Here is a 20,819-nt window from a genome sequence, read left to right as displayed (position 1 = left end):
AGCTCGCCGGGCGGCGGTGCCGTGATCGGCGGCGGGGCCGCCCCCGAGGGCCCACTGCGCGGGGAGAGCGGCCCACGCCGCCCTCCGTGGCGCTCAGGCGCTGGCTTCGGTGAGCAGGCGGTCGACCAAAGGCGCGTAGCTCTCGCCGAAGAGGCGCAGGTGCACCAGCGCGGGCCAGAGCTTGTAGATCGGGTCGCGCTCGGAATAGCCGGGCTCGAGCTTGCCGTAGCCGCGCCAGAAGGCGGGGTCGGGCTCGCCGAAGAGCGAGAGCATCGCCAGGTCGACCTCGGAATGGCCGTAATAGGCGGCGGGGTCGATCATCACCGCGCGCTCGGCGGTGAACAGCAGGTTCCCGGTCCAGAGATCGCCATGCAGCAGCGCGGGCTTCGGCGCGCGCGGCAGCTGTTCGCCCAGGCCCGCGCAGAGTGCCTCGATCCGGCTGCCGAGCCCGGCGGGCAGATAGGACAGGAACGGCAGGAGCCGGCGCTCGGCCCAGAACTCGGGCCAGGTCGGCAGGGTCTCGTTGGGGATGCGCAGGCTGCCGAAGGCGTAGTCCTCGCCCCAGCCGTAGCCCTGGCCGTCCCAGGAGTGCATCCGCGCCAGCGCCTGGCCGAAGTCCGACCAGCGGCGCGGGCCCGGGGCGGCCTCCTCGAGGTATTCCAGGCAGATCAGCCCGTGTTCGGCGTGCAGCACCTCGGGCACCGGCGCGTAGAGCATCGCCATGGTCGAGAGCATCCGCGCCTCGGCATCGACCAGCGGGCCGCGCTTGGCGACCAGCCGCTGGCCGTCGTCGAGGGTGACCAGCGCCACCTCGGAGAGATCGCCGCCATGCAGCGGCTCGTGGCGCACCACATGGCTGCCGTAGGTGTCGAGGAGCGCCTGGGGAAGGCTCATGCCTGCACCTTGACCCGGGCCGCGCCGGCCTCCATCTCGCCGCCCGCGCGGGCAAAGCGCAGGAAGGCCAGCCCGGCGCCGCCGGCCTGGGTGAAAAGCGTGCCCGCGGGCTTGCCGTCGCGGGTGATCTCGGTGCCCGGCTCGGCGCTGCCCGCGACCTCGACAAGCGCGAGGCCCTTCTTCAGCTCGGTCTTGTGCTTCATCCGGGCGGTGACCTCCTGGCCGACGAAACAGCCCTTGCGGAAGTCGACGCCGTTCAGCCGCTCGAAGCCCATCTCGAGGATGTAGCTGTCGGGCGTCAGTTCCACGCCCGAGGCGGGCACACGCGCCTGGACCCGCAGGGCGTCCCAGTCGACGCCCTCTTCGGAGGGGCGGCCGTCGTAGGCGCGCCAGCCCATGCGCGGGTCGCGCGGGTCGGCGAAGGCGCCCTCGGATGCGGGGCCGGTGCCGCGGGCGACCGTGATCTCGGTGCGCTCGATGGTGACCTTGGCGCGCAGCTTGTAGAGCGCCAGCGCCTTTTCGAGGTCGTCGGCCAGGGGCGCGGCCACGTCGAGCAGGATGCCCGCCTCGCCGTCGGAGACCAGCATGAAATCGGCGCGATACTTTCCCTGCGGCGTCAGAAGCGCCGCATAGACCGGCCCTTCGTGCAAGCGGTCGAGGTCGTTGGTCACCAGGTTCTGAAGGAAGTGATGGGCCTCCGCGCCGGAGATGCGGAAGACCCTGCGGTCCGTCTCGCTCATGTCTGCCTCGTGTTGTCGGGGGGACTGTAGCCTTTGTGGCGGCGGGCTCGCAACCGGGCTAGCGGGAGCTGTCGACCTGCAGGCGGTGCAGGTCGGCGTAAAGCCCGCCCTCGGCGAGCAGGCTCTGATGGGTGCCCTCCTGCGCGACCTGGCCCTCCTGCAGGACCACGATGCGGTCGGCGTCGCGGATGGTCGAGAGCCGATGCGCGATGACCAGGCTGGTGCGGCCGCGGGCGAGCCGGTCGAGCGCCTCCTGCACCTCGGCCTCGACGCGGGCGTCGAGCGCGGAGGTCGCCTCGTCGAGCAGCAGCACGGGCGTGTCGCGCAGGATCGCGCGGGCGATGGCCACGCGCTGGCGCTGCCCGCCCGAGAGCTTGGAGCCGCGCGGGCCGACCGGCGCGTCGAGCCCGCCCTCGATGTCGGGCAGGAAGCTCGTCACATGGGCGGCGTCGAGCGCGGCCTGCAGGCGCGCCTCGGGAATGTCGTCGCGGCCGAGCAGGATATTGTCGCGCAGCGATTCGTCGAAGAGCAGCGCATCCTGCGAGACCACCGAGTAGAGCGCGCGCAGATCGCCGAGCTTCATCTCGTGGGTCGGCACGCCGTCGAGCGTGACCGCGCCGCTTTTGGGGTCGATGAGCCGGGTCAGAAGGTTGAAGACCGTCGATTTGCCCGCCCCGGACGGGCCGACCAGCGCGGTGACCTTGCCGGCCTCGGCGGTGAAACTGGCGCCGCGCAGGACGGCGGTGTCGCCATAGCCCGCGGTGACCCCCTCGAGCCGGACCTCGGGCATGGAGGCCGGCGCGGGCTTCGGCCGGGCGGGGTCGCGCACCTCGGGTTCGAGGTCGAAGAGCTCGCGCAGGCGTTCGAGCCCCGCCAGCGCGGGCTGCAGCGTGCCCGAAAGCGCGCCGAGCCGGCGCAGCGGCTCGAAGGCCAGGCCGATGGCGGTGAAGAAGGCGACGAAATCGCCGACGGTCTTGTCGCCCGACATGATCTCGGAGCCGCCGAAATAGAGGACCGCGGCGAAGCCCATGCCGGACATGATGTCGATGAGGCCGGGCACCGCCGCCGAGGCCGCGGAGCTGCGGATCTTCACCCAGAGCAGCCGGTCGGCCAGCGCCCGGAAGCGGCCCGCCTGGTAGTCTTCCAGCGTGTTGAGCTTGATCGGCACGATGCCGGTGAAGATCTCGTTCAGACGGGTCGAAAGACCCGCCTGCATGTCGCGCGCCCGCCGCGAGGTGCCGCGCAGGAAGCGCTGGATCGCGAAGGCGGGCAGGATCAGCACCGGCGCGCCGACGAGCGCCACCAGCGTCCACTGCCAGTCGATCGCGAAGGCCACGCCGAAAAGCGAGATCAGCGCCACCGCGTCGCGGCCCGCGCCGGTCAGCACCGCCTTCCAGACCGAGTTGATCGTGTTCACGTCGCCGCTCAGCCGCTGCATCAGGTAGCCCGGCCCGTAGGTCTGGTGGAAGCTGCCGTCGAGCCGCATGACGTGGCGCAGAAGGTCCTCGCGCAGCTCGTTCACGCTGATCTGCGAGACCCGGCCGAGGATCGTCTTCTGGGCGATGCCGGCGATGGCGCGGATGGTGAAGATGCCGAAGAAGATCAGCCCCACGAGGCCGATCATATTGGCCTCGCCGCCGACGAAGACCCGGTCGAACATCGGCTTCATCATGTAGGAGAGCGCGCCGAACATGGCGCCCTCGATCGACATGAAGAAGAAGGCCGCGATGAACCAGGCCCAGTGCTTGGCCAGGTAGTCGCGGCCGATCCAGCGCACCAGTGCCAGGCGTTCGCCGAAGGTGTTGTCCTCCGGGGTGATGTCGTCCTCGGTCGAGCGGAGCGGGCCCTTGGTCTGCATCAACTTCCCTTCGCCGCCGTGGCCTCCGCGGGCGGGCGGCCCGCGTCGAACTCGGCCTGCATGGTTTTCGCGTGGTATTCCGTGGCGATCCAGTCCTCGAAGCCGATCTCGCCCTTGGCCTGGCGCGCCTCGAAGACGTCGAGGATGTAGTCCTGGATGCCGGTCTTTGTGGACTTCAGGTGCACGTAGCGCAGACCCAGCTGCTTGCGGGCCTCGGCGATCGAGGCGCCCTCGAAGACCAGGAGGTAGACCGCGCTCATGATCCCGGTGCGGTCGGCGCCGGACTTGCAGTGGAAGACCACCGGCTTCTCGGCCTCGCGCAGCGCGGCGATGGCGGTCAGGAAGCGTTCGCGGCTCGAGGCCTGGCGGGCCCAGAGCTTGGCGTCGATCAGCTTCAGGCCGAGCTCGTCGCAGATTTCCTTCTCGAAGAGGTAGAAGGAATATTTGTCCGGGCCGCGCAGGTTCACCACCGTCTTGATCCCGCGTTGCCGGAAGCGGCGGAAACGCCGGTGGGTGGGGTGGTTCGAGCGGAAAACCCCCGGAGCGATTTCGTAGAAATTGGTCCAGAAGCCGCGCAGGATCGCGTGATCGAAGAGCGAGAAATGCACATGCGCCAGCGCGCGCTGCATCGGGGTCGAGATATCCCGCCCGAAGGAGCGCATGAGGCGGCGTTCTGCCTCGCCGATCCGGGTCCAGAGGGTCTTGATCATGACGTCCGACTTCATCCTGCGTGCGGGGGTCTACCGGCTTACGCCCCGGGGGGAAAGCCTTTCCCCGGGCCTTGGGCGATTTGCCCCGCTCGGGCGTTGACGCGGCAGACCCGGTAGCTAGGCTCCGCCCGACCCCTCTGCAAGTGGCAGGCGGGAGAGGAAAGGAACCCCCCCGGATGTCGCTTGCCCATGGCCGCCCCTATCTTGCCATCCCCGGCCCCTCGGTTATGCCCGATGCTGTCCTGCAGGCCATGCACCGCGCCTCGCCCAATATCTACGAGGGCGAGCTGGTCGAGATGGTCGCGGGCATCGCGCCGGACCTCAAGCGCGTGGCCTGCACCGAGGGCCATGTGGCGATCTATATCGCCAATGGTCACGGCACCTGGGAGGCGGCGCTGGCCAATGTCGCCATGCCCGGCGAGCGGGTGCTGGTCTGCGCCACCGGCCGCTTCGGTCACGGCTGGGCCGAGATGGCCGAGCGCATGGGCATCGAGGCCGAGATCCTCGAGTTCGGCCGCCAGGCCCCGATCGACCCCGAGGCGCTGAAGGCGCGGCTGGCCAAGGACGCGGGCCAGGAGATCAAGGCGGTCCTGACGGTGCATACCGATACATCCAGCTCGGCGCGCTCGGACATCGCCGAATGCCGGCGGGTGCTCGAGGAGGTCGGCCATCCGGCGCTTCTCATGGTGGATTGCATCGCCTCGCTGGGCTGCGACCGCTACGAGATGGACCTCTGGGGCGCGGATGTGACCATCACCGCCTCGCAGAAGGGGCTCATGGTGCCGCCGGGCCTGGGCTTTGTCTTCTTCAACGACCGCGCCGCCGAGGTGCGTCGCGCCATGCCGCGGGTCTCGCGCTACTGGGACTGGAGCGAGCGCGCCGCGCCCGAGATGTTCTACCAGTATTTCGGCGGCACCGCGCCGACGCATCACCTCTACGGGCTGCGCGCCGCGCTGGACCTGATCCACGACGAGGGGCTCGAGGCGGTCTGGGCGCGCCACGCGGTCCTGGCCCGGGCGATCTGGGCCGCGGCCGAGGTCTGGGGCGAGGAGGGGCCCCTGCGGCTCAACATTCCCGATCCCGCGCATCGCAGCCACGCGGTCACCGCGCTGCGGCTCGGGGCGCCGCATGGCGCGCGGCTCCGGGCCTGGACGGCGGAACAGGCGGGCGTGACGCTGGGCATCGGGCTCGGCATGTCCGAGGAGGGCGACCCCAAGGGCGAGGGCTTCTTCCGCTTCGGGCACATGGGCCATGTGAACGCCCATATGATCCTGGGGCTCCTGGGCACGGTCGAGGCCGGGCTTTCGGCGCTTGGCGTGCCGCATGGGCCGGGCGGCGTCTCGGCGGCGGCGCGGGTGATCGCGGGAGGCTGAGGCGCTCAGGCGCGCCGGGCGGCCAGCCGCGAGATCCCGAGGTTCAGAAGCCAGCCCAGCAGCAGGACCACCGGCAGGCCGAAGATGACCTGCACCACGGCGAAGATCCAGAACAGGTTGATCCCGCCCATGATGAGCGCCGCGGTGGTGTAATCCGGTGCCCGGCCGGGCGGCCTGTCGCGCATCGCTCTCTCCCGCGTCTCGACGGGGAAACGATAACGTCACGGCGAAATTTGGGAAGGGGGCGCTCTGCCCCCGGACCGCGCTAAGGGCGCCTCAGCCCGCCGCCGTCTCCCGCACGTCGGCCATCGCCAAGGGCAGCATCTCGGCCAGCACGTCGAGATCCTCGGGCGTGCCGCAGCTCACCCGGATGCAGCGGTTCTGCGGCGCGTCGAAGGGCATCCGCACGAAGACCCCGCGCGCCACCAGCGCATCCAGCACCGCCTTTGCGAAGGCGCCGTCGCCGCCGCAGTCGATGGTGACGAAATTGGTCGCCGAGGGCAGAGCGGTCAGCCCGTTGGCCGCCGCGATCTTGGCGATCCGCTCCTTGGCCTTGGCGACCCCGGCGCGCACCTCCTCGAGCCAGACCCGGTCGTTGAGCGAGGCGAGCGCGGCCACCTGCGCCGGGCGGTTCATGCCGAAGTGGTCGCGCACCTTGTCGAAGGCCCGGATCAGCCCCGGCGCGCCGCAGGCATAGCCGACCCTGAGCCCCGCCAGCCCATGCGCCTTGGAGAAGGTCCGCATGCGGATCACCCGCGGATCGTCGGGGTCGATGGCGGGCGCGGTGCCCGCGGGGCCGAACTCCACGTAGGCCTCGTCAAGGAGCAGCAGCGTGCCCTCGGGGATGCGGTCGAGCTGGGCGGCCACCTCTTCGCCGGACCACCAGCTGCCCATCGGATTGTCGGGATTGGCGAAATAGACCAGCTTCGCGCCGGTCTCCCGCGCCCGGTCGAGAAGCGCGGGCAGATCCTCGCGCTCGTCGGCGGCGAAGGGCACCTTGTGCAGCGTCCCGCCGAAGCCGTTCACATGGTAGTTGAAAGTCGGATAGGCGCCGAGCGTGGTGACCACCGGGTCGCCCGGCTCGATCAGGAGCCGCACCAGCACGCCCAGCAGCCCGTCGATGCCGGGGCCGACCACGATGTTCTCGGGCCGGGCGCCCATGTCCTGGGCCAAGGCGCGGATCAGGTCGTGATTGGCCGAATCGGCGTATTTCCAGACCTCCGCGGCCTCGGCCTTCAGCGCCTCGACCGCGCGGGGCGAAGGGCCGAAGACCGACTCGTTGGCGCCGATGCGGGCGCGGAAGGGCTGGCCCATCTTTCGCTCCTGCGCCTCGGGGCCCACGAAGGGCACATCGGTGGGCAGGGTCTCGGCGAGGCGGGTGAATCTGGGTCCGGTCATGCGCGCGAGTATGCAGTCCCGCGCCGGGGCGGCAAGGGGTCAGCGCCCGCGCAGCCGCGCCTCCTGCGCCATGGCGTGGCGCAGGCCCAGGTCGGCGACCCGGGCGCCCAGCCGGGCGCGTTCCTCGGGGTCGGTGGCGCGCGCCAGTTCCGCCCGCGCGTCGCGCAACAGATTGCGCAGCTGCAGCTCCTCGGGCAGGGCGCCGGCCTCGGACATGATGCGGTAGCCCGCGCGGGTCACCGGATCGAGCCCGTCCGAGGTGTTGAGATCCGCGATCGGCCGGCCCGCGCCGGGCAGGTTGTCGAAGGCCCCGTCCTCGAGCGCGTCGAGCATCTTCTGTTCGGCGATGCGCGGGAAAAGCGACATGCGGGGTTTCCTTGTCTCGGGGGGCGGTCCGTCGGGCCGCGCCTCAGCCTAGCGCGATCCGCACCGCCCGCTCAACGGGCCAGAACCGGGTCTTCGCGGATGTGGCTGCCGTCCTCGATGGCATGCACCAGGAAATGCGCCACATCGGCGCGCGAGATCAGCCCCATGCGCCAGTCCTCGGGGCGCGAGAGCACCTTGTAGCGCCCGGTCATCGGGCGCTTGGTCAGGATCACCGGGCGGGCGATGGTCCAGTCGAGATCCGTGGCAGTGACCATCTCTTCCTGGCGGGTCTTGTCCTTGTAGGGCTCGCCCAGCAGGAAGGAATGGCCCAGCCGCTCCAGCGATGAGAGCGCCGAGATCGAGCGGCCCGCGCCGATGCCGGTCACGATCAGGAGCCGTTTCGGCCCGGCCTCGCGCATCAGCGGCAAAAGCGCCTCGGTCGCGCGCGAGAACAGGCTGACCGGCTTCCAGAGCATCGAGAGGCTCTCTTCGATGCCGAGCGCGCTGACCACGGCGTCGACGCCGTCGAGCGCGGGCGCCAGGTCCTCCGTCGAGGTGGCGTCCCCCGCCCAGGGCAGGAGCCGCTCGTGTTCATAGGTCATCTCGCCCGCGCCGCGCGCGAAGGCGCGCACCTCGTGGCCCCGCTCCAGGGCGTATTTCACCACCTCGAAGCCGATGCCCTTGGTGGCGCCGATCACCAGAATCCGCGTCATGTCCTGCCTCTTCCTCGCTTGCTCCAAAGCTAAGCGCGCGGGCGCCGAAGAAAAGGCGGGGGCGCGCTTGACCCTCGTGGGTTTAGCGATCACCTAGGCCCGAACGGCAGGAGTGGAGTGCCATGGCCCGACGCACCGCGCCCTTCGCGGGCTTCGAATGGATGATCGCCTGGCGCTATCTGCGCGCCAAACGCGCCGAGGGCGGGGTCAGCGTGATGACCTGGATCAGCCTTGTCGGCATCACGCTCGCGGTCTTCGCGCTGATCGCCACGCTGGCGGTGCGCTCGGGCTTCCGGGCCGAATTCGTCGACACGATCCTGGGCGCCAATGCCCATGTCACGGTCTACACCCAGGGCGAGATCGACGAGGCCGGCAACGCCAGCCGCACCTTCGCCGAGTTCGACGACCGCGCCGCCCGGGTGGCCGAGGTCGAGGGCGTCATCCATGCCGCCCCGATCGTGCGCGGCCAGGTCATGGCCAATGCCGGCGGGCGCAACTCCGGTGTCGAGGTCTTCGGGATGCGCGCCGAGGACCTGCAATCGCTGCCCCGGATCGTCGATCCCGAGACCGGGCGCGGCGACATCTCCGACTATGAAAGCGGCATCGCCATCGGCTCGGGCGTGGCCCGCGAGCTGGGCGTGGACCTGGGCGACCAGGTCAAGCTGATCTCGCCCGACGGGGTGAAGACCGCCTTCGGCCAGAGCCCGCGGGTGAAGTCCTACGACGTGGTCTACATCTTCTCGGCGGGGCGCTACGACATCGACCGCACGCGGGTCTACATGCCCTTCTCGGAGGCGCAGCTTTACTTCAACCGCGAGGGGCAGGCCGACGAGATCGAGGTCATGCTCGCCGACCCCGAGGAGGCCGCCTCCTTTCGCCCGGCGATCCAGGCCGCCGCGGGCGCGGGCACCTATCTCTGGACCTGGGAGGACGCCTCGGGCGGCTTCCTCTCGGCGCTCGAGGTCGAGGACAACGTGATGTTCGTGATCCTCTCGATTCTGGTGCTGATCGCGGCGATGAACATCACCTCGGGGCTGATCATGCTGGTCAAGAACAAGGGCCGCGACATCGGCATCCTGCGCACCATGGGCCTGACCGAGGGCGCGGTGCTGCGGGTCTTCTTCATCTGCGGCGCCTTCACCGGGATCATCGGCACGGTGGCCGGGGTGATCCTGGGCTGTCTTTTCGCGGTCTACATCGACCCGATCTTCTCGGCGGTGAACTACGTGGCCGGCGGCGGGGTCTGGGACCCCTCGGTGCGTGGGCTCTACCAGCTGCCCGCCAAGCTCGAGGCGGGCGACGTGCTTTCCGCCGTGGCGCTGTCGCTGGGGCTGTCCTTCGTGGTCACGATCTTCCCAGCGCGCCGGGCGGCGCGCATGAACCCGGTGGAGGCCCTGCGCTATGAGTGAGCCGACGCTGAGCCTCGAGGGCATCGTCAAGACCTACAACAAGGGCCTGCCCGGCGAGGTGCAGGTCCTGCGCGAGGTCGACCTGACCGTCGCCCCCGGCGAGGTCGTGGCGCTGGTCGCGCCCTCCGGGGCGGGCAAGTCCACGCTTCTGCATATGGCGGGCCTTCTCGACACGCCCGACGCAGGCCGGGTCGCCATCGGCGGGGCGGATATGACCGGCGCCAGCGACCGCGCGCGCACCCGGATGCGCCGCGAGGCGGTGGGCTTCGTCTACCAGTTCCACCACCTCTTGCCCGAGTTCACCGCCGCCGAGAACGTGATCCTGCCGCAGCTCGCCAATGGCACCGGACGCAGCGCGGCGCAGGACCGCGCGCGCAGCCTTCTCGACAGCGTCGGCATCGGCGCGCGGGCCGATCACCGCCCGGCGGCGCTGTCGGGCGGCGAACAGCAGCGCGTCGCCTTCTGCCGCGCCATGGCCAACGGCCCGCGCCTGCTTCTGGCGGACGAGCCGACCGGCAACCTCGACCCCGAGACCTCGGACAAGGTCTTCGACGCGCTCATGCATCTGGTGCGCGAGACCGGCCTCTCGGCGCTGATCGCCACCCACAACCACACGCTGGCGCGGCGCATGGACCGGCAGGTCCGGCTCGACCAGGGGCGGCTCGGCGCCTTCGCCTGAACCGGCCCGTCGCGGCGAATTATCGAGGACCCCGCGCCACTTGCGCGGGGTTCTTTCATTGGCCCGCGCAAATTGCTGTAAACCCGAAACATTCCTTCGCATCGGCCCGAACTGGGCAAAGTTCGGCCATATTCAAACCGGATAAACAGGGGGCACGACACCTGCGAGGGCGAGATATGTCGCTTGAACTGATCTTTGCACTGGTGGCTCTCACGCCCCTGGCCCTGGGAACGGGGCTCTTGGGCATTGGCGACGGCGGCGAGGAGGAAGAGGACTTCTCGGGCGACATGGAGCCCGAGAGCGACACCTTCCAGGACGTGGGCATGCTCGACATCAACCTCGAGGGCACCGACGAGGCGGATTCCCTTGAAGGCACCGACGACCAGGAGATCGCGAACCTGCTGGCCGACGACGATTTCATCGACGCGCTGGGGGGTGACGACTCGATCCTGGGCGGCCTCGGCGACGACACCATCGAGGGCGGCGCAGGCGACGATCTGCTTTACGGCGAAGAGGGCGACGACGAGATCTTCGGCGCGCTCGGCGACGACACGATCGCCGGCGGCAGCGGCGCGGACCTCCTCTCGGGCGGCGCGGGCAACGACGTGCTGGGCGACGGCGCGGGCCGCGACAGCGACGAGGAGGCCGACACGCTCGAGGGCGGCGAGGGCGATGACCTTCTCTACATGGGCGACGGCGACAGCGGCACCGGCGGAGACGGGGTCGACACCTTCGCGGTCGACGGCTCCGCCGCGATCACCGATTTCGACGCCGAGGAGGACCAGCTGGTCATCCGCTACGACATGGAGCCCGCGCCCGAGGTCGAGAGCCAGCAGGTGACCTCGCAGGGCGTGGTGCTGAACCTCTCGGACGGCACGACGATCACCCTCGACGGTCTGACCGAAGAGGTGCCGCTCGACCGGATCGCCTTCATGGGGCCCGAGGGCGCCGAGGCGCTCTGAGCGCCGGCCCGGAGGCGAACTTGCTTACCCATCGGCCCGCCTATGGCGGGCTTTTCTGTGTCTCGGGCCGCCGAAGGTGGGCTGTCTTACGCTTTGCCCGCAGGCACGGGCCTTTGCCCGCGCCGCCCGCCGAGGGGCGGGTCCGCACCGGCCCGCCGCGCGGCTCGTCCCGAGCGCCTCTCCGCCCAAGCCACCGCTTCTCACTCAATCGTTCCTCGCTGAAACAGCTTGTGGCCCTAGGCTCCTGCGCGTCACCGAACCGGAGGAGCATCATGCCGACCCCTATTTCCCGCATCCCGGCCCTCGCGGGCCTTCTGGCCGTCCTGGGCCTTGCCGCGCCGCTTCAGGCCGCGCAGGTGCCTTTCAACGACAGCTGGAAGGTGCAGCGCTTCTCGCTCTTCTCGGGCAACGACTACGGCTTCGGCGGCGACAGCCTGTCGGTGGCCTCGGACGGCACCGTCTCGATCGCCTACCGCCCGCTCTCCGAAGGCGCCTGGGGCGCTGAGAGCGCCGGCTGGTCCTGGTCGGTCTCGCAGGGCGTGCCGGCGACGGATCTGACGCAGAAGGGCGGCGACGACCGCAACCTGGCGCTCTACTTTGTCTTCCTGCCCGAGGCCCGCGCCGAGGAGCTGAAGGGCGCCTCGATCACCCGGCTTCTGAACGAGGACGACATCCGCGCGCTGGTCTACGTCTGGGGCGGGGATCACGCCCGCGGCGCGGTTCTGCCGAGCCCCTACCTCGGCGCGCGCGGCAAGACCGTGGTGCTGCGCCCGGCGGGCACCGGCTCGCATCGCGAAAACGTCGACCTCGCGGCGGATTACGCCCGCGCCTTCGGCGGCAGCCCCGAGGCGCTGGTGGGCATCGCGGTCTCGGGCGACAGCGACGACACCGACAGCATGATCCGCGCCGATGTCAGCGGTCTGACGGTGAACTGAGAGGAGAGGGCGCTCAGGCGCGCTGGGTGATCCAGACGCCGAGCGCCATGACCGCGATCCCCGTCGCCCGCGTCAGCGTGAGCGGCGAGGGCCGCGCGCCGAAAAGCCCGAACTGGTCGATCAGCGCCGCCGAGATGAGCTGGCCGATCAGCACGAAGAAGACCGCGTTGCCGACCCCGAACTGCGGCGCGATATAGGTGATCGAGAGCACGTAGAAGGCCACGAGGAGCCCGGCGAGGAAGAGGTGCCTTGGCGTGCCCGGCAGCTTCTGCAGCGCGGTCGGGCCGGTGATCAGGGTCACCAGGGCCGCCGCTCCGAAGGCCACCACGAAGAGCACCGCCGCGGCCGCCGCGGGCGAGCCGATCCGCACCCCCAGCGCGGCATTGAGCGCGGCGAGGAGCGGGATGCCGATTCCGGCGAGCAGCATGATGGCGGCGTGATGGGCCATGGCGGTCTCCTTTTGCGCGCGACCCTGCCGCGTGGGGGGCCGGTTGTCACGGGGGGATTGTGGCTGCGTGGATCTGGGCGGTTGAGCGGAGGCAATGGGCCGCGGGGGTGCGCCGGCGAGCCATGATGCACCTCGGACCGCGCTCCGACCGTGCAACCAAACATCCCCGACGGGCCGGGTACGGCCCAGACGACGAACGCCGCGCCTCATCCTGCCCGCTCCCCCCTTACGCCCTCCCAGCACCAATGATGCCGGGCGCCGTTCGGGCAACAAACGCCTCTCTCCACCCCGCGCACCCCCTTGCGCCCGAATAGCACCGAAGGTGCCGGGCGCGCGCCGGACCGGCCCCTTGGGCCGGCGCTCCTTTGGTTGGCGTGCTTAGTGTGCCTCTAGTCCTGACCTTGCCTGGATAAAGTGCCTCGCTCAGAGGTCGGCAGCGCCGGCCCCCGGTCCGGCGCGCGCCCTCTGTTGGGCGGGGTGGAGAGGGAGATGGGGATGGATGGAAGCGGTGCCTCGGGGTGGTCGAACCCAGTGGCAGGTCGGACTGTAAGACCCCCCGCGCCATCCGCCTGACGTCTGAGATCCCGATCCTCAGCAGCGCGCGCCGACCTTTGGGAGGGGTGGTGCGGGAAGCGGGGATGATTGGAAGTGGCTGGTCTGGGTGATGGGGTCGGCTCCGGGTGCGCTTGTCTGCAAGGCTCTGGCATAGGATTGCTCCCAGCCGTGCCACTTATCGCAGGTTCGCCGCCTCAACCGCCCATTCGGACTGCGTCCCTCCGCCAACCTCCCCACTCACACCACCCCCCGCCAACCGTCCCACTCAGGCCACGCCACCCGGCCTCCGCACCGCCGGGCCCGATCGAGGCTTGCGCCGCCCAGCTCGCCGCGCCAGAGAATTGAACCGGAACAGCACAGGAGGGACCCATGCGCCGCACTATCATCGCCACTTTCGGTCTGGGTCTGAGCCTCGTGGCGCTGGCCGCCTGCGATCCCGGCAGCACCATGTCCCCTGCCGCGGGGACCTCCGCCACCACAAACGCCGCCATGCCCGGGCCCGCCGAGGGCGCGCGCCTCTACACCCAGTATTGCGCCACCTGCCACGGCACGGACGGCAAGGGCGACGGGCCCATGGCGCGGGCCATGCGGGTGCCGCCGAAGAACCTCACGCTGCTCTCCGTGCGCTCGGGCGACAGCTTCCCCGCCGCGCGGGTGCTCTCGACCGTGGACGGCTATGCGCGCTCCGATCTCGACGGGCCGGGGATGCCGGAGTTCGGTGAGCTGCTCGCGGGTGACCTCGTGCCCTATGACAGCGGCGACGGGGTGGCGACGCCGACCCCGCGCAAGCTGGTCGCGCTGGTGGAATACCTGCGCTCGATCCAGGCCACGCGCTAGGGCTCAGGCGGCGGCGAGCCGGCGGACCATGGCCCAGTAGAGCTCCTCGACCTCGGCCAGGCTCAGCCGCCCGCCGTCGCGATACCAGGTGTTCACCTGGGTCAGCATGCCGATCACCGCGAAGGCGGCGATGCGGGCGTCCTCGATGCCGAAGACCCCGGCCTCGCGGCCCTCGCGCAGGATCTCGACCAGCGCGCCCTCGTAGCTGCGGCGCAGCTCCTCGATCTCGGCGAAATGCGCGGGCGTGAGGTTGCGCAGCTCCATGTAGGAGATGAAGACCGCCTGCGGCCGCTCGGAGTTGTAGCGGATGTGGAAGCGGGTGAAGGCCTCGAGCCGCCCCAGCGGATCGGCGGGTTTCGGCCAGTCGTGATAGGCCGCCAGCAAGTCCTCCATATGCGTCTTCAGAAGCGAATAGAGCAGCGTCTGCTTGTCCGGCGTGTAGTTGTAGAGCGCGCCGGCTTGCACGCCGACCCGCGAGGCGATGCGGCGCATGGAGACGGCGGCGAATCCCTCCTTGGCGAAGAGATCCAGCGCCGCGCGTTCCACGCGCGGGCCGGTGATGTCGGAATGCGATCCTCGGGTGCGGGCCATGGGCGGCAGAGTGATATGAACGGATGTTCAGATCAAGCGGCTTCGTCCTTGCCAAGGGGCAGGGGGTCGGGCAAGACAAAGGGAGCTTCGCACCGCAAGGAGAGCGGATGACCCGCGCGCTTGCCCTTCTGGCCTGCACGGCGCTGCTGGCCTGCACCGAGTTTCCCGAGCTCGACGCCACGGCGACGCCGGGGGTGGCCGAGGCCGACTACCCGCGTCTTCTGCCGCTCGAGGAGATCCTGAGGGGTGCGCCGCCGCGCGCCACGCCGGACATGCGCGCAAGCCTTGTGTCGCGGGCGGCCGGCCTCCGGGCCCGGGCGGCGGTGCTGCAGGGGCCGGTGATCGACGCCGAGACCCGGGCACGCATGGCGCGCGGGGTCGCGCAGCCGTAGGGCGGGCGCGGGCGGCTTTGCCGGACGCAAGTGGTCGAAGCATGGACCTGCGCAAGCCTGGCGGCGAGATTTCCACGGCTCCACGGCTCCACGGCTCCACGGCTCCACGGCTCCACGGCTCCACGGCTCCACGGCTCCACGGCTCCACGGCTCCACGGCTCCACGGCACCACGGCACCACGGCAAACGCGGCACCACGACAAACGCGGCTGAAAGCCATGCGAGCAGGTGCCGCCATGGAAAGCGCCGAGGGCAGGGGCCTGCTGCGTGACTCGCAGCGCCGCCGCCCCACCGTCCCCCGCGCCCAACATCCCGGCACATAAACCACGCCGCGCCCGCCCGTACCTCCACAGGGCGCGTGCCCGCGTTGCAGCCCGGCGCCGGACGGGCTAGAGGGGCTCTCGACAGATCACCGCCGGAAGGAGCGCCCTCTCATGTCTGATCCCCTGCGCCTCGGTATTGCAGGTCTCGGCACCGTCGGGGCGGGTGTGGTGAAGATCGTGCGGCAGAAGGCCAACCTCCTGGCCACCCGCACCGGCCGCCCCATCGAGATCGTCGCCGTCTCGGCGCGCAACCGCGACAAGGACCGCGGCGTCCGGCTTTCCGATTACGACTGGGTCGACGACCCGGTGGCCCTGGCCAAGCGCGACGACGTCGACGTGCTGGTCGAGCTCATGGGCGGCTCGGACGGCCCCGCCAAGGCCGCGACGGAGGCGGCGCTGGCCGCCGGCAAGGACGTGGTCACCGCCAACAAGGCCATGCTCGCCCATCACGGCCAGCGGCTCGCGAGTCTGGCCGAGGAAAACGACGCCGTGCTGCGCTTCGAAGCGGCGGTCGCGGGCGGCATCCCGGTCATCAAGGCGCTGACCGAGGGGCTGTCGGGCAACGAGATCACCCGCGTCATGGGCGTGATGAACGGCACCTGCAACTACATCCTGACGCGGATGGAATCGGCGGGGCTGAGTTACCGCGAGGCCTTCGACGAGGCCCATGACCTGGGCTACCTCGAGGCCGATCCCGAGCTCGACGTAGGCGGCATCGACGCGGGCCACAAGCTCGCGCTCCTGGCCTCCATCGCCTATGGCACCCAGGTCGCCTTCTCCGGCGTCACCATGGAGGGCATCGGCAAGGTCTCGATCGACGATATCCGCCAGGCCGCCGACATGGGCTACAAGATCAAGCTCCTGGGCGTGGCGCGGATGACCGGCCGCGGGCTCGAGCAGCGCATGACGCCCTGCCTGGTGCCGCAGACCTCGCCGCTGGGCCAGCTCGAGGGCGGCACCAACATGGTGGTGATCGAAGGCGACATGGTCGGCCAGATCACCCTGCGCGGCCCCGGCGCCGGCGAAGGGCCGACGGCTTCTGCGGTCATGGGCGACGTCATGGACATCGCGCGCGGGTTGCGCATCCCGACCTTCGGCAAGCCCGCGAGCGCGCTGATCGAGGCGCAGCCCGCCAAGATGGTGACGCCCGCGCCTTATTACCTGCGCATGCGGCTTCTCGACAAACCCGGCGCGCTGGCGAAGATCGCCACGGCCCTGGGCGAGGCGGGCATCTCGATCAACCGGATGCGCCAGTACGACCATTCCTCGGACACCGCGCCGGTGCTGATCGTCACCCACAAGACCACCCGCGACGCGCTCGACCGCGCGATCGGCGCCATGAGCACCACCGGCGTCCTGTCGAGCGACCCGGTCGCCCTGCGCATCGAGCAGGTCTGAGGAATGATCGAGGCGTCCCTCGCGGTGGTGATCCGCGATGGGCGCGTCCTCCTGGTCCGCCGCGGGCATCGGCCCGACGCCGGGCTTTGGGGCTTTCCCGGCGGCAAGCGTGAGCCGGGTGAAACGGCCCTCGATTGCGCGCTGCGCGAACTTCACGAGGAAACGGGTCTGACGGCGACCGAGGGTCATCGCCTCGGCGCGCTGGAGATTTCCCGCGCCGGGCGCGACTACCGTCTCGACGCCTGGGCCTGCCCTAAGGCCGCGGGCCGCGCCAGCCCCGCCGATGACGCCGAAGAGGCCGCCTGGTTTCCCATCGCCCGGGTCATCGCCGGGGCCCTAATGATGAGCGCCGATGTCGACCGTCTGACCCTCCGGGCGGCACATCTCGGCCTTGTCGCGCTCTAGGGGGCCCAGACGCGCTTGCGGTGAGCCGCGGCCCCTTGCTAGGAGAGGGCACAACATATTGCCCGAGGATTGGAGCTTTCCGCATGAGCGCGCCCAAGGATTTCAATGACCGTATGCTGTCCCTGGGCCTGGCCCGGGTCGCCGAACAGGCTGCCATCGCCTCGGCCGACTATATCGGCCGGGGGGACGAGAAGGCCGCCGACCAGGCCGCGGTCAACGCCATGCGCGAGCAGCTCAACAAGCTCGACATCCGCGGCACCGTGGTGATCGGCGAGGGCGAGCGCGACGAGGCGCCGATGCTCTATATCGGCGAGGAGGTCGGCGCCGGCCACGGCCCCGAGGTGGACATCGCGCTGGACCCGCTCGAGGGCACGACGCTCACCGCCAAGGACATGCCGAACGCCCTGACCGTGATCGCCATGGGCCCGCGCGGCACCATGCTGCACGCCCCCGACGTCTACATGGACAAGCTTGCCATCGGCCCGGGCTACCCCGAGGGCGTGGTCACCCTGGAGATGTCGCCCAAGGAGCGGGTGGCGGCGCTGGCCAAGGCCAAGGGCTGCCGCGAGGACGAGGTGACGGTCTGCATCCTCGAGCGTCCGCGCCACGAGGAGATGATCGCCGAGGTCCGCGCCACCGGCGCCGCGATCCGGCTGATCACCGACGGCGACGTCGCGGGCGTCATGCATACCGCCGACCCGGTGACCACCGGCATCGACATGTACATGGGCTCGGGCGGCGCGCCCGAGGGCGTGCTGGCGGCCTCGGCGCTGAAATGCATGGGCGGCCAGATCTACGGCCGGCTGCTCTTCCGCAACGACGACGAGCGCAAGCGCGCCGAGAAGGCCGGCATCACCGACCTCGACCGGGTCTATACCCGCGACGACATGGTGACCGACAACGTGATCTTCGCGGCGACCGGGGTGACCTCGGGCTCGCTCCTGCCGGGGATCAAGCGCGAGGTCGGCTATCTGACCACCGAGACCATCCTGATGCGTTCCAAGACCGGCTCGGTCCGGCGCATGGTCTACCGCAACCCGACGCGGTGAGCCTCTCGGGCGGCGGGGCCCGGTCTCCGCTGCCTGTCCCAAGACGCACGTGAAGTAGAAGGGCAGGGCGGTTGAGTTTCCTCGGCATCGAGCAGTCGCTGACGGGCCGGCGCTGGGTCGGACCCGCGCCCGAGGTGCAGCGCCAGGCCGAGGCCCTGGCCCAGGACACCGGGCTGGCGCCCGCGCTCTGCGGCACCCTGGCCCGGCTCGGCGTGACCCCGGGCGCGGCGGAAGCCTTCCTCGAGCCCCGGCTGCGCGACCTGCTGCCCGATCCCCGCAGCCTGCGCGACATGGAGCGCGCCGCCGCCCGGCTGCTCGCCGCCGTCTCCCGGCGCGAGCGGATCGCCATCTTCGCCGATTACGACGTGGACGGCGGCGCATCGGCGGCGCTGCTGATCGACTGGCTGCGCCAGATGGGGCGGCAGGCGACGCTCTATATCCCTGACCGCATCGACGAGGGCTACGGCCCCAATGATGCCGCCATGGCCGAGCTGGCCGCGGCGCATGACCTGATCGTCTGCGTCGATTGCGGCACCCTCAGCCACGGGCCGATCGCGGCGGCGCGCGGGGCGGATGTGGTGGTGCTCGACCACCACCTGGCCGGCGAGACCCTGCCCGAGGCCCATGCGCTGGTGAACCCCAACCGCCAGGACGAGGACGGTGCGCTGGCCCATCTCTGCGCCGCCGCCGTGGTCTTCCTGATGCTGGTCGAATGCGGGCGTCAGTTGCGCGAGGCCGGCGCGGGCGGGCCGGACCTCATGCAGATGCTCGACCTCGTGGCGCTGGCGACCGTGGCCGATGTGGCGCCCCTGCGCGGGGTGAACCGGGCGCTGGTGCGCCAGGGGCTGGCCGTCATGGCGCGGCGTGGGCGTCCGGGGCTGGTGGCCTTGGCCGATGTCTCCCGGCTCGAGACCGCGCCGAGCGCCCATCACCTGGGCTTCGTGCTGGGCCCGCGGGTGAACGCCGGGGGGCGCATCGGGGCTGCCGACCTCGGCGCACGGCTTCTGGCGACGGAAGATCCGCACGAGGCCGCGGCGATCGCGGAGAAGCTCGACCTTCTCAACACCGAGCGCCGCGAGATCGAGGGCGAGGTCCGCGCCGCGGCACTCGACCAGGCCGAGGCCCGGGGCCTCGACGCGCCGCTCGTCTGGGCGGCGGGCGCGGGCTGGCACCCGGGCGTCGTCGGCATCGTCGCCTCGCGCCTCAAGGAGATGACCAACCGCCCCTCCGTGGTGATCGGCCTCGACGGCGAGGAGGGCAAGGGCTCCGGCCGCTCGGTCGCGGGCGTCGATCTCGGCGCGGCGGTGCAGCGGCTGGCCTCCGAGGGGCTCCTGGTGAAAGGCGGGGGCCACAAGATGGCCGCGGGGCTGACCGTGGCCAAGGATCAGCTCGAACCGGCCATGGCGCGGCTCGCGGAGCTTCTGGCCAAGCAGGGCGCGGGGCAGGGCGGTGCCGCCGACCTGGCGCTCGACGGCCTGCTGATGTGCGGCGCGGCCAACCCCGAGCTGATCGAGGCGGTGGAGCGCGCCGGCCCCTTCGGCGCGGGCGCCCCGGCGCCGCGCTACGTCTTTCCCGACGCGCAGATCCTGTTCGCCAAGGAGGTCGGCACCGGCCACCTCAAGCTGACCTTCGGAGACGGGCTCGGCGCGCGCATCGACGCCATCGCCTTCGGGGCCTTCGACGGCCCGCTCGGCCAGGCGCTGAAGGACCACAGGGGCCAGCGCTTCCACCTCGCCGGGCGGCTCGAGATCAACGAGTTCCGCGGCCGCCGCAACGTGCAGCTGCGCCTCGAGGATGCCGCGACGCCGGTCGACAAAAATTCCTGAAAATCCCTCTTGCAGGGGCGCGCCGCTTTTTCTAAACACCGCCCACGCCACGGCATGGCCCGTTCGTCTATCGGTTAGGACGCCAGGTTTTCAACCTGGAAAGAGGGGTTCGATTCCCCTACGGGCTGCCACCTTCCCGCGGTGATCCTCGGGCCTTCGGGCTGGTCGGATCGGGGAGGGGCGGCAAACCCGCTTGCCGCGGGCCGCGCGACGGTCTAGGTGACGGGCACAGGACGGCCCGTTCGTCTATCGGTTAGGACGCCAGGTTTTCAACCTGGAAAGAGGGGTTCGATTCCCCTACGGGCTGCCACTTCCTTCTTGTGACATTGCGATGAGTGCCGCGCCGCGCCCGTGGGCATTGGGCGCTGTTTTCGTTGTGGGCGCTTCGGGCTGTGGTCTGTGACGCAGAGCCGGCGGGGTAGGGGCCTTTGCAGTGAATGGCCGCGCCTTCGGGTCGCTCCGTCTCTCCTAGAGTAGTCTCCCCTCCAGCGAGTCGCCTGTGCTCTTCTGCTAAGAGGGGCGTGCACCCCTCTCTTCGCATGGTCGGGCAGGGCCCAAGACGCCCCGAAGGGTAGGGCGCCCGCAGATCCCCAGGCCGTGACTCGCCGCGCCCACCGCCGGGAACCGCACTCCCCAGTCCAGCAAAGCCCCCAAACCCAGCTCCCGCCAAGCTACCACCCGCGAAAAATGCCCCATGCGCAGGCCCTTGGCGGAAATCCGACAAAAAATCCCTCATCTTCTGAATTTTCCCCTTGCGGGTTTTGGTGGGTATCCGTAGAAGGCCCCTCACCGGCGGCGCTGAGGCGCTGACGGGACGCCGGAAGCGGCGACGGCGGGGCCTTGAGGGTTCCGGGGTTGCTGGGGAAGGTGGCAGAATTTGAGGCAGATCCGGGCGGGCGCGCCGTAGAGATAGGGCGCAACGGTCTGGTTTTTGTCTCTGGCTCTTTGACATTGCTGGT

Annotated in this window: 21 protein-coding genes and 2 tRNA genes; 13 read left to right on the top strand and 10 right to left on the bottom strand. The window is 70.4% G+C overall.

The window, feature by feature from the left end; translation table 11 throughout:
* Window positions 1-93: 93 nt before the first annotated feature.
* From ACX938_RS15735 to ACX938_RS15720, 4 genes are read right to left on the bottom strand one after another with little or no spacing between them, the layout of a single operon-like run.
* Window positions 94-894 (bottom strand): fructosamine kinase family protein, encoded by an 801-nt coding sequence (locus ACX938_RS15735; protein WP_459431760.1) that lies wholly within the window; start codon window positions 892-894, stop codon window positions 94-96.
* A complete protein-coding gene (gene ygfZ, locus ACX938_RS15730; RefSeq protein WP_459431759.1) occupies window positions 891-1,634 on the bottom strand; it encodes a CAF17-like 4Fe-4S cluster assembly/insertion protein YgfZ in 744 nt (247 codons plus the stop codon). Before ygfZ ends, ACX938_RS15735 begins: the two co-directional genes overlap by 4 nt.
* A 58-nt stretch (window positions 1,635-1,692) precedes the next feature.
* Window positions 1,693-3,492: an ABC transporter ATP-binding protein gene (locus ACX938_RS15725; RefSeq protein ID WP_459431758.1), complete on the bottom strand. Its 1,800-nt coding sequence runs from the start codon at window positions 3,490-3,492 to the stop codon at window positions 1,693-1,695.
* Window positions 3,492-4,202, bottom strand: coding sequence for a phosphatase domain-containing putative toxin (locus tag ACX938_RS15720; protein WP_459431757.1), 711 nt, complete (start codon window positions 4,200-4,202; stop codon window positions 3,492-3,494). Before ACX938_RS15720 ends, ACX938_RS15725 begins: the two co-directional genes overlap by 1 nt.
* A gap of 176 nt (window positions 4,203-4,378) precedes the next feature.
* On the opposite strand from ACX938_RS15720, the gene ACX938_RS15715 reads away from it, so the two are divergent.
* Window positions 4,379-5,575 carry a pyridoxal-phosphate-dependent aminotransferase family protein gene (locus ACX938_RS15715; RefSeq protein ID WP_232755431.1) on the top strand — a complete coding sequence of 399 codons (1,197 nt, stop codon included), beginning with the start codon at window positions 4,379-4,381 and terminating at the stop codon, window positions 5,573-5,575.
* 5 nt (window positions 5,576-5,580) lie between these two features.
* Here ACX938_RS15715 and ACX938_RS15710 read toward each other — a convergent pair whose 3' ends face one another.
* The 4 genes from ACX938_RS15710 to ACX938_RS15695 form a co-directional block, all read right to left on the bottom strand.
* Window positions 5,581-5,760, bottom strand: coding sequence for a hypothetical protein (locus ACX938_RS15710; RefSeq protein WP_459431756.1), 180 nt, complete (start codon window positions 5,758-5,760; stop codon window positions 5,581-5,583).
* Window positions 5,761-5,851: 91 nt separating this feature from the next.
* The gene (locus ACX938_RS15705; RefSeq protein ID WP_459431755.1) at window positions 5,852-6,973 is read right to left on the bottom strand and encodes a pyridoxal phosphate-dependent aminotransferase; all 1,122 of its coding nucleotides are present in this window, start codon (window positions 6,971-6,973) and stop codon (window positions 5,852-5,854) included.
* A 39-nt stretch (window positions 6,974-7,012) separates the two neighbouring features.
* Window positions 7,013-7,339 (bottom strand): DnaJ family domain-containing protein, encoded by a 327-nt coding sequence (locus tag ACX938_RS15700; RefSeq protein ID WP_459431754.1) that lies wholly within the window; start codon window positions 7,337-7,339, stop codon window positions 7,013-7,015.
* Window positions 7,340-7,410: 71 nt separating this feature from the next.
* Entirely contained in the window at window positions 7,411-8,052 is a 642-nt protein-coding gene (locus ACX938_RS15695) for an NAD(P)-dependent oxidoreductase (RefSeq protein ID WP_459431753.1), read from the bottom strand.
* A gap of 122 nt (window positions 8,053-8,174) precedes the next feature.
* Between ACX938_RS15695 and ACX938_RS15690 the strand changes: the two genes are divergently transcribed.
* The 4 genes from ACX938_RS15690 (at window position 8,175) to ACX938_RS15675 (ending at window position 12,037) form a co-directional block, all read left to right on the top strand.
* Window positions 8,175-9,461, top strand: a complete 1,287-nt coding sequence (locus ACX938_RS15690) for a lipoprotein-releasing ABC transporter permease subunit (protein WP_459431752.1) — start codon at window positions 8,175-8,177, stop codon at window positions 9,459-9,461.
* Window positions 9,454-10,140 carry an ABC transporter ATP-binding protein gene (locus ACX938_RS15685; protein WP_459431751.1) on the top strand — a complete coding sequence of 229 codons (687 nt, stop codon included), beginning with the start codon at window positions 9,454-9,456 and terminating at the stop codon, window positions 10,138-10,140. Before ACX938_RS15690 ends, ACX938_RS15685 begins: the two co-directional genes overlap by 8 nt.
* A 176-nt stretch (window positions 10,141-10,316) precedes the next feature.
* Window positions 10,317-11,102 (top strand): calcium-binding protein, encoded by a 786-nt coding sequence (locus ACX938_RS15680; RefSeq protein WP_459431750.1) that lies wholly within the window; start codon window positions 10,317-10,319, stop codon window positions 11,100-11,102.
* A gap of 272 nt (window positions 11,103-11,374) precedes the next feature.
* The gene (locus ACX938_RS15675) at window positions 11,375-12,037 is read left to right on the top strand and encodes a DUF3047 domain-containing protein (protein WP_459431749.1); all 663 of its coding nucleotides are present in this window, start codon (window positions 11,375-11,377) and stop codon (window positions 12,035-12,037) included.
* Window positions 12,038-12,050: 13 nt separating this feature from the next.
* Here ACX938_RS15675 and ACX938_RS15670 read toward each other — a convergent pair whose 3' ends face one another.
* Window positions 12,051-12,485, bottom strand: a complete 435-nt coding sequence (locus tag ACX938_RS15670; RefSeq protein WP_459431748.1) for a DMT family transporter — start codon at window positions 12,483-12,485, stop codon at window positions 12,051-12,053.
* 924 nt (window positions 12,486-13,409) lie between these two features.
* Between ACX938_RS15670 and ACX938_RS15665 the strand changes: the two genes are divergently transcribed.
* Window positions 13,410-13,877 carry a c-type cytochrome gene (locus ACX938_RS15665; protein WP_459431747.1) on the top strand — a complete coding sequence of 156 codons (468 nt, stop codon included), beginning with the start codon at window positions 13,410-13,412 and terminating at the stop codon, window positions 13,875-13,877.
* 3 nt (window positions 13,878-13,880) lie between these two features.
* Here the strand turns inward: ACX938_RS15665 and ACX938_RS15660 are convergent, their stop codons facing one another.
* Window positions 13,881-14,468, bottom strand: coding sequence for a TetR/AcrR family transcriptional regulator (locus ACX938_RS15660; protein ID WP_232755442.1), 588 nt, complete (start codon window positions 14,466-14,468; stop codon window positions 13,881-13,883).
* Window positions 14,469-14,575: 107 nt separating this feature from the next.
* Between ACX938_RS15660 and ACX938_RS15655 the strand changes: the two genes are divergently transcribed.
* The 7 genes from ACX938_RS15655 (at window position 14,576) to ACX938_RS15625 (ending at window position 20,170) form a co-directional block, all read left to right on the top strand.
* Entirely contained in the window at window positions 14,576-14,860 is a 285-nt protein-coding gene (locus ACX938_RS15655; protein WP_459431746.1) for a hypothetical protein, read from the top strand.
* 433 nt (window positions 14,861-15,293) lie between these two features.
* A complete protein-coding gene (locus ACX938_RS15650) occupies window positions 15,294-16,580 on the top strand; it encodes a homoserine dehydrogenase (protein ID WP_232755444.1) in 1,287 nt (428 codons plus the stop codon).
* A 3-nt stretch (window positions 16,581-16,583) separates the two neighbouring features.
* Window positions 16,584-16,985: an NUDIX hydrolase gene (locus ACX938_RS15645; RefSeq protein ID WP_459431745.1), complete on the top strand. Its 402-nt coding sequence runs from the start codon at window positions 16,584-16,586 to the stop codon at window positions 16,983-16,985.
* Between the two features lie 83 nt (window positions 16,986-17,068).
* The gene (gene glpX, locus ACX938_RS15640; protein WP_232755446.1) at window positions 17,069-18,034 is read left to right on the top strand and encodes a class II fructose-bisphosphatase; all 966 of its coding nucleotides are present in this window, start codon (window positions 17,069-17,071) and stop codon (window positions 18,032-18,034) included.
* 71 nt (window positions 18,035-18,105) lie between these two features.
* Window positions 18,106-19,860: a single-stranded-DNA-specific exonuclease RecJ gene (recJ, locus tag ACX938_RS15635; protein WP_459431744.1), complete on the top strand. Its 1,755-nt coding sequence runs from the start codon at window positions 18,106-18,108 to the stop codon at window positions 19,858-19,860.
* Between the two features lie 56 nt (window positions 19,861-19,916).
* Window positions 19,917-19,991, top strand: a tRNA-Glu gene (locus ACX938_RS15630).
* 104 nt (window positions 19,992-20,095) lie between these two features.
* Window positions 20,096-20,170 (top strand) — tRNA-Glu (locus ACX938_RS15625).
* The last annotated feature ends 649 nt before the right edge of the window (window positions 20,171-20,819 follow it).

Source organism: Roseivivax sp., from assembly GCF_054552075.1.
Note: the sequence above shows the minus strand (reverse complement) of the source record. Positions and strands in the feature narration are given on the sequence as shown.